This is a genomic window from Ruegeria sp. HKCCD4315 (assembly GCF_013112245.1).
GTDB lineage: Bacteria > Pseudomonadota > Alphaproteobacteria > Rhodobacterales > Rhodobacteraceae > Ruegeria.
In genome coordinates this window covers 79,665-93,227 of record NZ_WVRN01000002.1, presented here as the reverse complement: position 1 = coordinate 93,227, position 13,563 = coordinate 79,665, and the positions used below count along the sequence as shown (strand labels likewise).

The following is a 13,563-nucleotide window of genomic DNA, read 5'->3' as shown; positions in this document are numbered from 1 at the left end:
CTCAAAAATAGAATTATGATCTACAACGACCTTGCCCTGTTCACTCTTGTCGCTGACCATCTCAGCTTTTCCAAAGCTGCGGACCAACTTGGTATCCCTCTGAGCCGGGTCAGCCGAAGAGTTGCCGAATTGGAAAACCATCTCGGCACCAAACTGTTTGAGCGCACGACCCGCCAAGTACGTCTGACAGAAGAAGGCCGCCGCCTTCTGGATCGCTGCCAGGAGCCATTCGAAGCACTGCGAGAGGTTGCGGGATTTGCTGACGAAACCAGACGCCAGACCATACGCATTACGGCCCCGCCCCTGGCCGCCCGTGCAACGATTGGCCCACGTTTGCTGGAGTTTGCACAGCAAAACCCACATGTGCAGCTGGAAATGACACCCACGAACGTCATGTTGGATTTTTTCAGCGACAATATCGATTTGGCCTTTCGGGTCGGTCCACTGACGGATTCCAGCCTTGTCGCAAAACGCCTTTGGTCGGTTCCTTACTGTTTTTGCGCCGGGTCGGGTTTTATTGAGGAGAACGGATTGAAGGGCGCGATTTCTCGGCAGGTTTTTCAAAGCTTACCTGCCCTGACCGCTGGCCAGCCTTGGGTTTTGGAAAACGGCGACAAACTGCAACCCAGCAACGTCGCCCACAGTTTAATCGACCTTGACGTCATCGCACTCGCCGCGCGTCGCAATCTGGGCGTTGCAATGCTGCCTCTGGACATGATGGGTGGAGATTTGCACGAGCTTGAGGTTCAGGATACGCGACCTTTGACACGAGAAATGTTCGCCGTTTATCCCAGCCGCCGCCTGCTGCCCGCGCGGGTCAGAGCATTGATTGATTTCATGGCACCGGGATAGCGCCTACCATTCGATTGGCGCCCCATCGCGAAAGAAACCGCCTGTCGGGCCGTTGTTCGGCAGAGTTGCCGCCCAAACAACACCCCTCGCCCCCTCAGACACCGGGCGGCCACCCCCGCCCATGTCCGTGGCAACCCAACCGGGGCAAACGGCGTTGACAAGAATACCTTCGTGTTTCAGCTCGGCTGCGGTTTTGATGGTCAGCGCATTCAATGCTGCCTTGGATACACCATAACCTGCCGTGCCACCGGACATGTCGCTCAGCGCGCCTGAACCGGAAGACACATTGACGATCCGGGCACTCGCGCCACGTCGCAAAAGAGGAGTCGCTGCGATTATGGTATCCCAAGCACCAAAAAGATTGGTGTCAAAGGCACGCCGCACGCGATGCAGGTCGGCGCAATGCGCCTGCTGATCCGTGTCGTAATCCACACCTGCGTTATTGACCAAAATATCGAGACGCCCGTAGCTGGGTTCAATCTTCAGAATAAAGGCGGCGGCGACAGAGTCCGGGTTCGATACGTCCAGCTGAAAGGCTTCCACCCCGTACCCGATCTCATCTGCGGCCCGATGTCCTTTATCCAGGTTTCGAGAACCGAGCAGAACTTTTACCCCATGATCTCTGGCCAATTGTCTCGCGACTTCTTTTCCGATGCCTCGGTTGGCGCCGGTTACAAGTGCGATGCGTTGGTTGGTCATGCAGATCCCTATGACTTTGTGTCAGCCGGCATATCTAAAATAGATCGTGGCAATGCAGCCAGCACCAGTCCACTCCTAAAAGTGGAACGGTGTGGCAGTCCTTCAATCTATCAATTTCCTTGATTTGCACGCTCGGCAGCAATGGCGACAAGGCCGCGATCTCCGGTTTCCCAAAGCGCCGTCATGGTCAGAGAGGTTACAACCCAGCGGTCCCCGGATTTTTCCAGCGCATAATCATAGCGTCCGCCCAGAACCCACAAGCCATCCTCAATGCGGTGGGTTGCGGTGAAATCAGCCTGCGCCGTGGCTTCGGATTCGGCAAGTGACGTGATGGCATGGTTGGTGACCATGTGGTGGGTGCTTTCAAACCCAGGCAGGAATGCAGACCAACCTGCGACAAGGTCGTCGGCGGGTTGGGTGACTGGGTCACCGCCCCAAAGGCTGGTGTAATCGGTCGTCACCGTATCGGCAAAGGCACCGCGCACACGGGCCCAGTCGTGACGGTCAGCACCCGCTGCGATATCGGTGATCGTGGTTGAGATGGTGGCCTGCTGATCGGCGAAGGCTGCGCTTGCGATCATGGTGGCAGCTGCAAGTGTGGTTGTAAGGTTTTTGGGCATCGGTCTACTCCGGGGTAAAGGGCAGGCGCCGAAGTCAACTTCGGCGCCTGATAAGGTGTTCAGCTGTCCAGACCAGCCTGGAAGTGATCGGCCACGGTGTCCGCTGCACGGGTCACATCCTCGGGGTTGTCGTAGAAGTCGAACTGCGTGACGTCTTCCAGCCACTGAGCCGTCGCATTGCCCGCAAATCCTGCAAGGAAAGTCTGTACGCCCTGCGGGATGGCCGCGCTTTCCGAGTGCACAATGGCCAGCGGTTTGTCCAAACGCTGCGGATTGTCGGCAGGGTGATAGGTCAGCCAACCTTCCCAGCCTGCATTGTTCCACTTGTCGTCATATTCGGGGATGCCACCACGGTCGGCCTCATAGTAATACCCACCAATCGGCATCAGAACACCTTCGGCACCTTCCGGCCCGGCTGCAGGAATGATCTGCCCACCCGCGGCTTCGGCAGCGTGGGAGACTTCGATCAACCCGGCAACGCCTTCTTTGCCCCCATAGACGGCTTCAACAATCTCTTCATTCTGAAGCCAGGGTGCGACAAGGCCGACGCGCTGCACCAACGGATTTCCGGAAACGGCATCGACCATGTAACCGGCCGAAGCACAGATCCCGAGCCCGTTGATGTGATCGGCATCTACTTCGGGCAGGGTCGCAACATATGCAAACGCTGCCTTGATGTCCGAGGTTTTGGCCTCGGGGCTTTCAACATAGCGCACATTGTTGGGCAGGTCGCCCGACTTGCCCCAGCCACGGAAATCGAAGGTGAAGGCGGCGAACCCGCGCGACGCCATTTCCTGCGCGTAGTTGGCTGGCATCTGTTCCTGCACCGATGTCCAGGCCCCGGTGACAACAACCGTGGGCAAAGGCGCGTCACCGCGTTCTTCCGGCAAATACAGCGTGCCGGTCAGGATAGACCCTTCGTTTTCAAAGGTTACAGTGCGGGTTTCGACCTGCGCAATCGCGGCAGTCGAAGCCATTAGTGCAGCGGCGGTGTTAAGGGCGAGGGTTTTCATGGCGGTATCTCCCAAAATCTGTCTGGTTGGGCTCAAGCCCGATGACATGAAAGATACGAAGGCGGCGGATGCGATACTTGCACCGGTCTGCCCGGTTTTTGAAAGATTCTGCTTCAGCCGTTTCGCCCATCTCCCCGAAGCGAACTGGCCTGATACCTTGGCATGGGGACTGGATGTCGAAATGTATGTGGTTTGGAGACACCTGCACATGTAGGGCGATGGCGAAATGAAATTCAGAGACCCTGTAATCGCGAATTTCCGCACCGGGAAGAGTCCGGGTATTGGCGAAAGTTATCCGACCGAATAATCCTCCCTAACGCCTTGGTCGGCCCGACCGGACTGACCCTTTTTGAGAACGAGACGACCATGACCCCCGATATTCTATGCCTTGGCGAACCGATGCTGGAGTTCAACCCGCAGCCCGACGGGAATTACCTGCCCGGACATGGCGGCGACACGTCGAACTGTGCCGTCGCTGCAGCCCGCCAAGGCGCGTCCGTCGGCTTTGTGACACATCTCGGAGCCGATACGTTCGGCAATTCATTCATGGATCTGTGGAAGGCGGAAGGCATCGGCACTTCAACCGTACGCCAAGTGACAGACGCCCATACCGGCGTTTACTTTGTGACCCACGGCGCGAATGGGCACGAATTCAGTTATTTCCGGGCTGGTTCCGCCAGTAGCCGGATGAAAGCAGAAGACCTGCCCGTCAAGGCCTTGCAGTCGGCAAAAATCCTGCATGTTTCGGGCATCAGCCAGGCGATTTCGGACGTTGCCGCCGATGCCGTGTTCGCCGCCATCAAGATAGTGAAAGAAGCCGGTGGTCTGGTCTCGTACGACACCAACCTGCGCCTGAAACTTTGGCCGATCGAGCGCGCCCGCGCCGTGACCCATGCGGCGATGGCGCAATGCGATATTGCGCTTCCAGGTTTGGATGACGCAGAGCAGCTGACCGGGCTGTCTGACCCGGATGCCATAGTAGATTTCTACCTGAGCCTTGGCGCAAATATCGTCGCCTTGACCCTTGGGGCAGAGGGCACATTGGTGGCCACCCCGAATAAACGCGAGCGCGTCAAAGGCCGCCGGGTCGAAGCTGTGGATGCCACCGCTGCTGGCGATACCTTTGACGGGGCTTTCCTGTCGCGTATTGTTGCCGGAGACGACCCATTCACCTCGGCCCGCTACGCGAACGCCGCTGCTGCCCTTTCGACCCAAGGATATGGCGCGGTTGCTCCGATGCCGTACAAGGACGCGGTCGAGGCGTTTTTGGCCGAAGGGGACTGACCCATGAAACACGCTGTTGTCATTGGTGGAACGCGCGGGATAGGCGCCGGGATCGCTGACACGTTGCGACAAAAGGGGTGGCGTATCACAGCTACGGGCGTTGGTGCAGACGAAGTGAGCCGCCACGCGAAGCTGAATCCAAATGACACCTGCACGCAGCTTGATGTACGCGACACCATTGCCGTGAACACCTTCTTTACCAATATGCAGCGCTTGGACGGATTGGTGAACTGCGCCGGAATACTGGCGCGAGGCGCTGAATATGATCTCGAAACCTTCGAGAAGGTGATCGACATTAACCTTACCGGCACCATGCGCTGCTGCCTGGCTGCGCATCCTTTGTTGGCTGCGTCGGGTGGGTCAATCGTGAACACCGCATCGATGCTCAGCTATTTCGGCGGGCCCCTTGTTCCGGCCTATTCAGCGTCTAAAGGCGGTGTGGCGCAATTAACCAAAGCGCTTGCCGGAAAATGGGCCGCTGACAGCATCCGCGTCAACGCCGTAGCACCGGGATGGATCGAAACGGAAATGACCGAAGCCCTACGTGCCGATCCGGCCCGCAACCAGCCGATCCTGGGCCGTACACCGCTGGACCGTTGGGGTAAACCTGCTGAGGTCGGAGCCTTGGCAGCGTGGTTGCTGTCGGATGAAGCCGCTTTCGTAACCGGTGCCGTATATCCCGTAGACGGCGGCTATTCTGCGATGTGATGATCTGTGCCGCTGAGTCATCCCAGCGTTAGACCATGCTGACGATCGAAGTGATCTTTCAATTGCCCTTTTATAGTTCGTTCGCAAACGGTATTTTAGAGCCTCGCTCCGGCCCACCTAAACAGGCAGGCCGGACAAAGTGAGTGGTTCTGCTTAGTCGTACAAAACGGCCGAGATCTTCGGGTCGTCAATGTTTGAGGCGTCGTAGTAGTAGAAGCCTGTGTCGATCAGCGCCGGAACCTCTTCTCCGTTCAGGGCCGCAACCGCTGCCTTCACCGTTTCATATCCGATACCCACCGGGTTTTGCGTGATTGCACCCGCCATCAGGCCGCTCTTGATTGCGTCTTTCTGGGCTTTGCCGCTGTCATAGCCAATAATCACCAGACCTTCGGTGCCCAGTTCCTGAACGCCGTTTACCACACCGATGGCCGAGCCTTCGTTGGTGCCAAAGATTCCATTCAGATCAGGGTTTGCCGTCAGAATTGCTTTGGTGACTTCGGTCGACTTCAGGTGGTCGCCCTGGCCGTATTGAACCGTCACAACTTCGATATCCGGGTACTTCTCAGCCATGCGATTGACGAAGCCGTCGCGGCGATCGATCCCGGTACGGCTGGTCTGATCATGGGCGACAACCGCCACCTTACCTTTGCCACCGATTTTTTCGGCCATCTTGTCTGCGGCCAGCCCGGCTGCCGCTAGGTTATCCGTCGTCGCAGTTGAAAGCGGAATGTCGCTGTCTACACCGCTGTCAAAAGCGATGACCGGAATGCCCTTATCGTTGGCCTGTTTCAAAAGCGGGATCGCGGCTTGACTGTCCAGAGCGGCAAAACCAATAGCCTTGGGGTTATTCGCCAAAGCTGCGGCCAACATGTCGATCTGGCGGTCCACCATGGTCTCGTTATCCGGGCCTTCGAAGGTGATTGTGACGTCAAACTCATCTGCCGCCTGTTCCGCGCCCGACTTCACCGCTTGCCAGAACTGATGCTGGAAACCTTTGGACACCAGTGGGATGTAGATTTCTTCGGCTGCCGCCATCGAGGCGGGTCCTGCCAGGGTGGCCGCGCTCAGCGCACCCAGAATGAAACGACGTGAAAACATGTTTTCTCCTCCAGTTGGTCGTTTTGGCCTTTTGTTTAGTTGTTTGGTCACCCCGATTTCTTGCGTCGCGCCATATCGGCGTAGACGGCCAGGATGATGATTGCTCCGGTCACAACGGTCTGCCATTCCTGCGCGACGGACAGTACGCGCAACCCGTTGGTCAGCACGGCCATGATCAAGGCGCCAATCAGCGTCCCCAGGATGGTCCCGCGCCCGCCGGACAAAGACGTACCGCCGATGACCACGGCTGCAATCGCCTCCAGCTCGTAACCCAGCCCAAGTGCCGGCTGCGCTGAATTCAGACGCGAGGCGATCAGGATACCGGCGATGCCGCAGATCGCTCCGGCCAGGGCGTAAATGCGCATCTTCCACATGTCGGTGTTCACGCCGGACAGGCGCACCGCTTCTTCGTTAGAGCCCAGCGCAAAGGTGTAGCGACCCAGAACCGTGCGACCCAGAATGTAAGACGCTGCAATGGCCACCAGAAACAGGATCAGCACACCGTTGGGAATGGGCAGCGATGGAAAGACCTCTCCGATCAGTGACCCGCGCGAAATCTGGTCAAAGCCCGGCGTGTCGTTGAAGTAGATTGGTCGCGTCCCCGAAATCACCAGTGACAGACCTTTGAGGATCAGCATCATCCCCAACGTGGCGATGAAGGGCGGGATCTTCATCTTGGCGACGAAAGTGCCGGAACACAGCCCACAAAATGCGCCTGCTGCAATTGCTGCAATAACACCCAACAGCAGCGGCATCCCGAGATAGGTCAAAACCACGCCAGCTATGACTGCGCAGAACGTCATCAGCGTTCCGACGGACAGGTCAATTCCTCCGGTAATGATGACCAACGTTGCCGCGACGGCCAGAACCCCGTTGACCGACGTCGCCTGCAGAATGGCGATCATGTTCGATGTCTGCATGAAGTTGGGTGATGCGATTGAGAACCCGATCAGCAGCACAATCAGACTGGCGAAAGCCAACAGCTTTTGATAGGCGCCGCTGTCCGCAAGCCCCGCCAGTGGCTTTTTCTTTTCGATATCGGTTGCTGTGGTCATTGAACTGTCCCTGTTACCTGCATCGCCGCGGTACGTTGCGTGGCCAGATGCATGATGTCTTCTTGAGTGGTGTCTTTTCCGCCGGGCAGTATCCCGGTCAGCCGCCCCTCGCACATCACGGCGATGCGATGGCTGAGGCGCATGATCTCGGGCAGTTCGGATGAGATCACGATGATCGTCTTGCCCTGCCCCGCCAGTTCTTCCAGCAGCTTGTAGATTTCAGATTTCGCGCCAACGTCGATGCCGCGGGTCGGCTCGTCAAAGATCAGTATGTCGCAGTCGCGCAGCAGCCATTTGGCGATGACAACCTTCTGTTGGTTCCCGCCTGACAGCAGTCGAACTTCCTGCACATCCGACGGCGTTCGAATGCCCAATTGCTGGATGTAGCTTTTGGCGGTGTCGCTGATTTCACCATCGTGCAGAACCCCGCCTGCGCCCGTGAACAAGTCCATCGAGGCAAGTGCTATGTTGTCGCGCACGTTCATGCCGGTGGCGAGGCCGAAATGCTTTCGATCCTCGGACAGGTATCCGATCCCCGCTTTGACGGCGTCAGTTGGTGACTTAATCGACACCACCTGACCATGTACCCGAATTTCGCCGCTATCCTTGGGATCGGCCCCGAAGATAGCCCGTGCAACCTCTGTACGACCTGCGCCCATCAGACCGGCAAAGCCCAGAATTTCGCCCTTTTGGACCGAGAAGCTGACATCCTGAATTTCGTTGCTCCGGCTCAGCCCGGTGACCTCCAGAGACATCTCAGCATCACCCAGATCGGGCACGTCCAGCGGTTCTTCCTTAACCTCACGGCCCACCATCATGGCGATGATCTGGCTGATCGGGGTTTCAGCGGCCCCTACTGTTCCGACATATTCCCCATCGCGCATGACCGTTACGCGATCCGAGATCTGCTTGAGCTCGTCCATCTTGTGGCTGATGTAGACTACGCCCACGCCCTCGGCCTTGAGGCGGCGGATGATCACGAACAACTCAGCAATCTCGGCGTCATTCAGGGCAGCCGTGGGCTCGTCCATGATCAGCACCTTGGACCGAAAGGACAGTGCCTTGGCGATCTCGACCATCTGCTGTTTCGCGATGGTCAGACTGCCCACCAACGCCTTTGGATCAAGGCTGAGGTTCATCGAAGCAAAGATTTCGGCGGTCTGCGCATTCAGCGCAGCCTCGTCCAAACGACCAAAGCTTTTGCGCGGTTCGCGCCCGATAAAGATGTTCTGAGCGACGGTCAAATCGTTCATCAAGCTCAGTTCCTGATGGATGATCCCGATGCCCAGATCCTGCGCTTCGCGCGGGGTTGTCGGGCTGACGTCGCGCCCTTCGATCTTCAGCGTCCCGCCATCACGCTGATAAATACCCGACAAGATCTTCATCAGCGTACTCTTACCGGCACCGTTCTCACCCATCAGCGCGTGAACTTCGCCCGGTTCAAGATCGAATTGCACGGATTTCAGCGCGTGCACGCCGGGGAAGAATTTATCAATCCCCGTCATTTCGACCAATTTTTGCATTTGCCCTCCCATGTGCCCCTCTCCCTTGGGCCCAGCGCGCACTACATCACCGCGCCGATTTGCCAGGGGACGAATTCAACGCCCCCAAAGCCAAGTTCCTCGCTTTTGGTTTTCTGACCCGAGGCGACGCGGATGAGCATTTCGAACAGCTCTTCGCCCTTGGCCTCGATGCTGATCCCGTCGGTCACGACGTCACCGCAGTTCAGGTCCATGTCCTCGGACATGCGCGCGTACATTTCGGAATTGGTGGCCAGCTTGATACAGGGCGTTGGTTGGTACCCTGAAACCGAGCCGCGCCCGGTGGTGAACACAATCAGGTTCGCGCCCGAAGCGACTTGGCCGGTAACCGAACAGGGATCAAAACCGGGGCTGTCCATGAAAACGAACCCGTGTTTGTCCACCCTCTCACCAAATTTATAGACGTCGCGCAGAGGGGCTGTGCCCCCTTTGGCGACCGCCCCCAGCGATTTCTCCAATATGGTCGTGAGGCCACCGCGCTTGTTGCCAGGGCTTGGATTGTTGTCCATCTCACCACCGTTGCGGGCGGTGTAATCCTCCCACCAGTGGATGCGGTCGATCAGCTTTTCACCGACCTCCACGGTCTCAGCACGGCGCGTCAGCAAGTGCTCTGCCCCGTAGATTTCCGAGGTTTCAGACAAGATCGTTGTACCGCCGTGGCGCACCAGCAGATCCGAGGCGTATCCCAAAGCCGGGTTTGCCGTTATCCCTGAATACCCGTCCGATCCCCCACACTGCATACCCACCGTGATGGCACTGATCGGCGCAGGCGCGCGTTCGGCCTGATCAGCCAACTCGGCGATACCGCGCAGCTCCTCCAGCCCCCGTTCGATGGTTCGCCGGGTTCCGCCCTCGTTCTGAATCGTCATGTAACGCAGGGCGCCGTCAGCGCGGATTGGTCGCCCGCCGACAAGGTCGGCCACTTGCATGACCTCACACCCCAGACCAATCAGCAGAATGCCTGCGAAATTCGGATGCTGCGCATACCCGGCCAGCGTCCGGAACAGGGTGGCATAGCCTTCATCGCTGGCGGACATGCCGCAGCCGGTTCCGTGCACAATTGGGACCACACCGTCAACATTGGGAAAGCTGTCCAACAGCCCGGATTTTTCCGCCGCCTCGGCAATGAAACGCGCCACAGACCCCGAGCAATTCACGGTGGTCAGAATCCCGATGTAATTGCGAGTGCCCACTTTGCCGTCGGACCTGTGGTAACCGTCGAACGTCCGCTCTTCGGTCAAGGCAGGCAGCGGAGCGTTGGCGCTTGCGTGCGCATAGTCCTGCTGATGCGCCCCCATGCCGAGGTTGTGCACATGGATATGCTCGCCCGGCGCGATATCGCACTTGGCCTGACCGATAATCTGACCGTAACGAATGATATTTTCCCCGGCTTGAATTGAGACCACGGCGATCTTGTGACCACGAGAGACTGATGCGGTCAGCGGCACGGGAACCAATGCGGGCTGCTCGCCTGCGTTCAGATCGCGCAATGCAATGACAACATTGTCTCGCGGGTTGAGCTTCACGACATCGCGCGTCGCCCCTTCCAAAACACTTATGCCGCTATGTGCTTGCATCTTTTCCCCGCTTGCTTGGCCCATGTTGCTAATCTCAAATTCACTACTTGTCAACTAACATGTTAGAATGCTAAATTACAAAACATGAGCAAGCAACAAGACATAAACGCTGCACTGCTGCCTGAGATCACGACAATCGAAGGGCCGCTTGCGCAGCGTGTTCACCACTCACTGAAACAGGCGATTCTATCGCTGGATTTTCCACCCGGCGCGAATCTCAGGAAGGCACCCGTGTGTGAAAGGCTGGGTGTTTCGCGCGCGCCTGTGGCCGACGCGATTGCACGTCTGGCGTCGGAAGGGTTGGTGGATGTGGTGCCGCAATCGGGCACCCGTGTGTCCTACTTTTCGATGGATGAAATCCGCGAAGGCGTCTTCCTCCGCGAAGCGCTGGAACTTGCGACCGTTGCAAAGGTTGCCCGCGACCTGACCGACGATCAGCGCAAAAGACTAAGCCGCAATATGCGCCTTCAGGAACTGCTGATCGAGGACGAGGATATACCGGGCTTTTATCAGGCCGATGAAGAGTTCCACGGCCTGCTGATGGAATTCACTGGCTTTCGTCGCCTCGCGGATGTGGCCCAAACCGTTTCCTTGCAGGTCAGTCGCGCTCGTATGCTGCTGCTGCCCACCCCCGGCCGGATCGCCGAGACTTTGGCAGAGCATCGGGCCATTTTCGAGGCAATCAGCAATCGCGATGAACAGGCTGCGCAGGATGCTATGCGCACCCACCTTGGACAATTGATGCCACGCATCGAACTGCTGGAACAGCAAAAGCCTCATTTGTTCAACCTTACACCACAACTGCACAGTGAGGCAGGATGACAGTTTCTCAGACAGAATTGCTGAACAATCGGACCGCGCGGCCTGTTCCATTGACCCGCATGGGGTTTGGCGGGGCGCCGTTGGGAAACCTGTATCGCAAAGTCTCGGATGAGGACGCGCAGGCGGCATTGCAGGCCGCTTATGACGCCGGCATCCGGTTTTTCGATACCGCGCCCCAATATGGGCTTGGTCGGTCAGAGCAACGGTTTGGGCAGGCGATTAGCCGGTTTGGTCGCGAAAACATTCAACTGTCGACCAAAATTGGCCGGCTGCTTTTGGATTGCGAACCGCATGAAGTGACACCCGAAGCTTTCGTCGATGTGCCGCAGAAACGGATCGTGTTCGACTACACTTACGACGGGGTCATGCGATCTTACGAGGCCAGCCGCGACAGAATTGGCGTGGCCAACTCTGACATTCTTCTGGTCCATGATGTCTGTGTCTTCAGTCAAGGCAGTCAGGAAGTGTCTGATGCCAAGGTCCGCGAGCTTTTTGATGGCGGCGGTTACAAGGCTTTGACCGAGTTGCGCGATGCAGGTGAAATCGCTGCAATTGGGGCGGGCGTAAACGAATGGCAGGTTTGCGAAAAACTGCTTGGACTCGGGGATTTCGACGGCTTCCTGCTGGCCGGGCGCTACACACTGCTGGAACAGGAAGCCCTCGACAGTTTCCTGCCACTTTGTGAGCAGCGCGATGTCGGCATTATCCTTGGAGGACCTTACAATTCGGGCATTCTCGCGACCGGAGCTGTACCAGGTGCCAAATACAACTACGCCGACGCGCCCGAGGATATACTCGAGCGGGTACGCAAGATCGAAGCCGTTTGCGCGGCGCACGATACTCCGCTGATCGCCGCGGCGTTGCAATTTGTTCTGGGTCATCCTTGCGTCAAAACCGTGGTACCGGGGGCCGTTAACGCATCCGAAGTCCAATCCAACGTCGCATTGATGGAGCGCGACATTCCCCCCGGCCTGTGGTCGGATCTGCGGTCCGAGGGCCTGATCCGTTCAGACGCGCCCCTGCCAAGCGAGGCTGCAAATGCTGCGTAACATCGACCCGATCCTTTCACCGGAACTTCTTTATACCCTCAGGGCCATGGGCCACGGGGACGAGATCGTTATTGCAGATGCGAATTTCCCCGGCTCCAGCAGCGGACCGGACTGCATCCGGGCCGATGGGTCTTCGGCCAGTGAAGTGCTGCAAGCTGTTTTATCCGTGATGCCGTTGGATACTTTCGTACCTGATCCGGCGTTGAGCATGCAGGTTGTGGGCGACCCCAAGGCAATTCCTGACGCAGTCGCGGACTTTCAGCGCATCATAGACGCAACCGCCGACAACCCAACCAAAGTACAGGGGCTGGAACGGTTTGCTTTCTACGCGCGGGCAGCGAACGCTTTTGCCATTGTTCAGACAGGCGAACGCAGGCTTTACGGCAACATCATCCTGAAAAAGGGTGTGATCGGATGAAGATCGATGCGCATCAGCATTTCTGGGCTTTGGCGCGTGGCGACTATGGCTGGTTGACGCCTGATCTGGACGCGATCTACCGGGATTTTACGCCGGACGATCTAATACCGCTGCTAAAAGCTGCCGAGATTGATGGCACGGTCCTTGTCCAGGCGGCACCCACAGTGGCCGAGACCGAATATATGCTCGCTCTGGCCGACCAGCATGCGTTCATCAAAGGTGTTGTGGGCTGGGTCGATTTTGAAGCCGCTGATGTGGACGCGCAGATTGCTGCCTTGGCCGTTCACCCGGCACTGGTTGGTCTTCGTCCGATGATACAGGACATTGCTGACCCTCTTTGGATGCTTGGCGATGGGCTTACACCAGCTTTTGAAGCGGTTCAGCAGTACGACCTGACATTCGATGCACTGACCTTACCCCAACATCTGGTCCCGCTCAGACAACTTCTTCAGCGCCACCCCGATATGAGTGCGGTAATGGACCATGGCTCAAAACCTTTGATCAAAGACGCGATCTTGGACGGCTGGTCCGAAGACATGTCGACATTGGCCCGAGAGACCAGTGCGTGGTGCAAGCTGTCCGGCCTCGTGACTGAGGCTTCCACAGACTGGACTGTTGAAGATCTGCGTCCCTACGTGGATCACCTACTTAACACCTTCGGCCCGTCGCGTCTGATTTGGGGCAGCGACTGGCCGGTTTGCAAATTGGCCAGCAGTTACGAGCGCTGGTGTGAGACAACCGACACGTTGCTGAACCAGCTAAACAGCACAGAACGCCAGGCGATCATGGGTGGCAATGCCGCCCGCGCCTATAACCTCAGGGATTGA

The 13,563-nt window shown here is 57.7% G+C and carries 15 protein-coding genes; 8 read left to right on the top strand and 7 right to left on the bottom strand.

Translation table 11 applies throughout. The features are described 5' to 3' along the window. Window positions 1–15 precede the first annotated feature (15 nt). Window positions 16–852, top strand: a complete 837-nt coding sequence (locus tag GS646_RS18435) for a LysR family transcriptional regulator (RefSeq protein ID WP_171187320.1) — start codon at window positions 16–18, stop codon at window positions 850–852. 3 nt (window positions 853–855) lie between these two features. On the opposite strand, the gene GS646_RS18430 is transcribed toward GS646_RS18435, so the two are convergent. From GS646_RS18430 to GS646_RS18420, 3 genes are all read right to left on the bottom strand, one after another. Further along, the gene (locus tag GS646_RS18430; RefSeq protein WP_171187318.1) at window positions 856–1,551 is read right to left on the bottom strand and encodes an SDR family oxidoreductase; all 696 of its coding nucleotides are present in this window, start codon (window positions 1,549–1,551) and stop codon (window positions 856–858) included. Between the two features lie 110 nt (window positions 1,552–1,661). Continuing rightward, the gene (locus GS646_RS18425; protein WP_171647943.1) at window positions 1,662–2,171 is read right to left on the bottom strand and encodes a nuclear transport factor 2 family protein; all 510 of its coding nucleotides are present in this window, start codon (window positions 2,169–2,171) and stop codon (window positions 1,662–1,664) included. Window positions 2,172–2,230: 59 nt separating this feature from the next. Next, complete coding sequence (locus GS646_RS18420) at window positions 2,231–3,184, bottom strand: alpha/beta hydrolase (protein WP_171647945.1); 954 nt, start codon at window positions 3,182–3,184, stop codon at window positions 2,231–2,233. Here GS646_RS18420 and GS646_RS18415 point away from each other — a divergent pair. From GS646_RS18415 to GS646_RS18405, 3 genes are all read left to right on the top strand, one after another. After that, window positions 3,183–3,398 carry a hypothetical protein gene (locus GS646_RS18415; RefSeq protein WP_171187312.1) on the top strand — a complete coding sequence of 72 codons (216 nt, stop codon included), beginning with the start codon at window positions 3,183–3,185 and terminating at the stop codon, window positions 3,396–3,398. The genes GS646_RS18420 and GS646_RS18415 overlap by 2 nt on opposite strands. Window positions 3,399–3,550: 152 nt before the next feature. After that, window positions 3,551–4,468 (top strand): sugar kinase, encoded by a 918-nt coding sequence (locus tag GS646_RS18410; protein ID WP_171187310.1) that lies wholly within the window; start codon window positions 3,551–3,553, stop codon window positions 4,466–4,468. A gap of 3 nt (window positions 4,469–4,471) precedes the next feature. Then, the gene (locus tag GS646_RS18405; protein ID WP_171095469.1) at window positions 4,472–5,176 is read left to right on the top strand and encodes an SDR family NAD(P)-dependent oxidoreductase; all 705 of its coding nucleotides are present in this window, start codon (window positions 4,472–4,474) and stop codon (window positions 5,174–5,176) included. A 153-nt stretch (window positions 5,177–5,329) separates the two neighbouring features. Here GS646_RS18405 and GS646_RS18400 read toward each other — a convergent pair whose 3' ends face one another. Genes GS646_RS18400 through GS646_RS18385 form a run of 4 tightly spaced genes read right to left on the bottom strand, consistent with a single transcriptional unit; the run spans window position 5,330 to window position 10,447 of the window. Beyond that, entirely contained in the window at window positions 5,330–6,274 is a 945-nt protein-coding gene (locus GS646_RS18400; protein WP_171187307.1) for an ABC transporter substrate-binding protein, read from the bottom strand. A 47-nt stretch (window positions 6,275–6,321) separates the two neighbouring features. Then, entirely contained in the window at window positions 6,322–7,329 is a 1,008-nt protein-coding gene (locus GS646_RS18395; protein WP_171095465.1) for an ABC transporter permease, read from the bottom strand. Beyond that, window positions 7,326–8,852, bottom strand: coding sequence for a sugar ABC transporter ATP-binding protein (locus GS646_RS18390; protein ID WP_171187306.1), 1,527 nt, complete (start codon window positions 8,850–8,852; stop codon window positions 7,326–7,328). The genes GS646_RS18395 and GS646_RS18390 overlap by 4 nt, the downstream gene beginning before the upstream one ends. 41 nt (window positions 8,853–8,893) lie before the next feature. Beyond that, window positions 8,894–10,447 (bottom strand): UxaA family hydrolase, encoded by a 1,554-nt coding sequence (locus tag GS646_RS18385; protein WP_171187304.1) that lies wholly within the window; start codon window positions 10,445–10,447, stop codon window positions 8,894–8,896. Between the two features lie 84 nt (window positions 10,448–10,531). Here GS646_RS18385 and GS646_RS18380 point away from each other — a divergent pair, with 84 nt between their 5' ends. The 4 genes from GS646_RS18380 to GS646_RS18365 are packed head-to-tail and all read left to right on the top strand — an operon-like array spanning window position 10,532 to window position 13,563. Then, on the top strand, window positions 10,532–11,269 hold the full coding sequence (locus GS646_RS18380) for a GntR family transcriptional regulator (RefSeq protein WP_171095461.1): 738 nt from the start codon (window positions 10,532–10,534) through the stop codon (window positions 11,267–11,269). After that, on the top strand, window positions 11,266–12,318 hold the full coding sequence (locus GS646_RS18375; protein WP_171095459.1) for an aldo/keto reductase: 1,053 nt from the start codon (window positions 11,266–11,268) through the stop codon (window positions 12,316–12,318). Before GS646_RS18380 ends, GS646_RS18375 begins: the two co-directional genes overlap by 4 nt. After that, window positions 12,308–12,736 carry an RbsD/FucU family protein gene (locus tag GS646_RS18370; protein WP_171095457.1) on the top strand — a complete coding sequence of 143 codons (429 nt, stop codon included), beginning with the start codon at window positions 12,308–12,310 and terminating at the stop codon, window positions 12,734–12,736. The genes GS646_RS18375 and GS646_RS18370 overlap by 11 nt, the downstream gene beginning before the upstream one ends. Beyond that, window positions 12,733–13,563, top strand: a complete 831-nt coding sequence (locus GS646_RS18365) for an amidohydrolase (protein ID WP_171187302.1) — start codon at window positions 12,733–12,735, stop codon at window positions 13,561–13,563. Before GS646_RS18370 ends, GS646_RS18365 begins: the two co-directional genes overlap by 4 nt.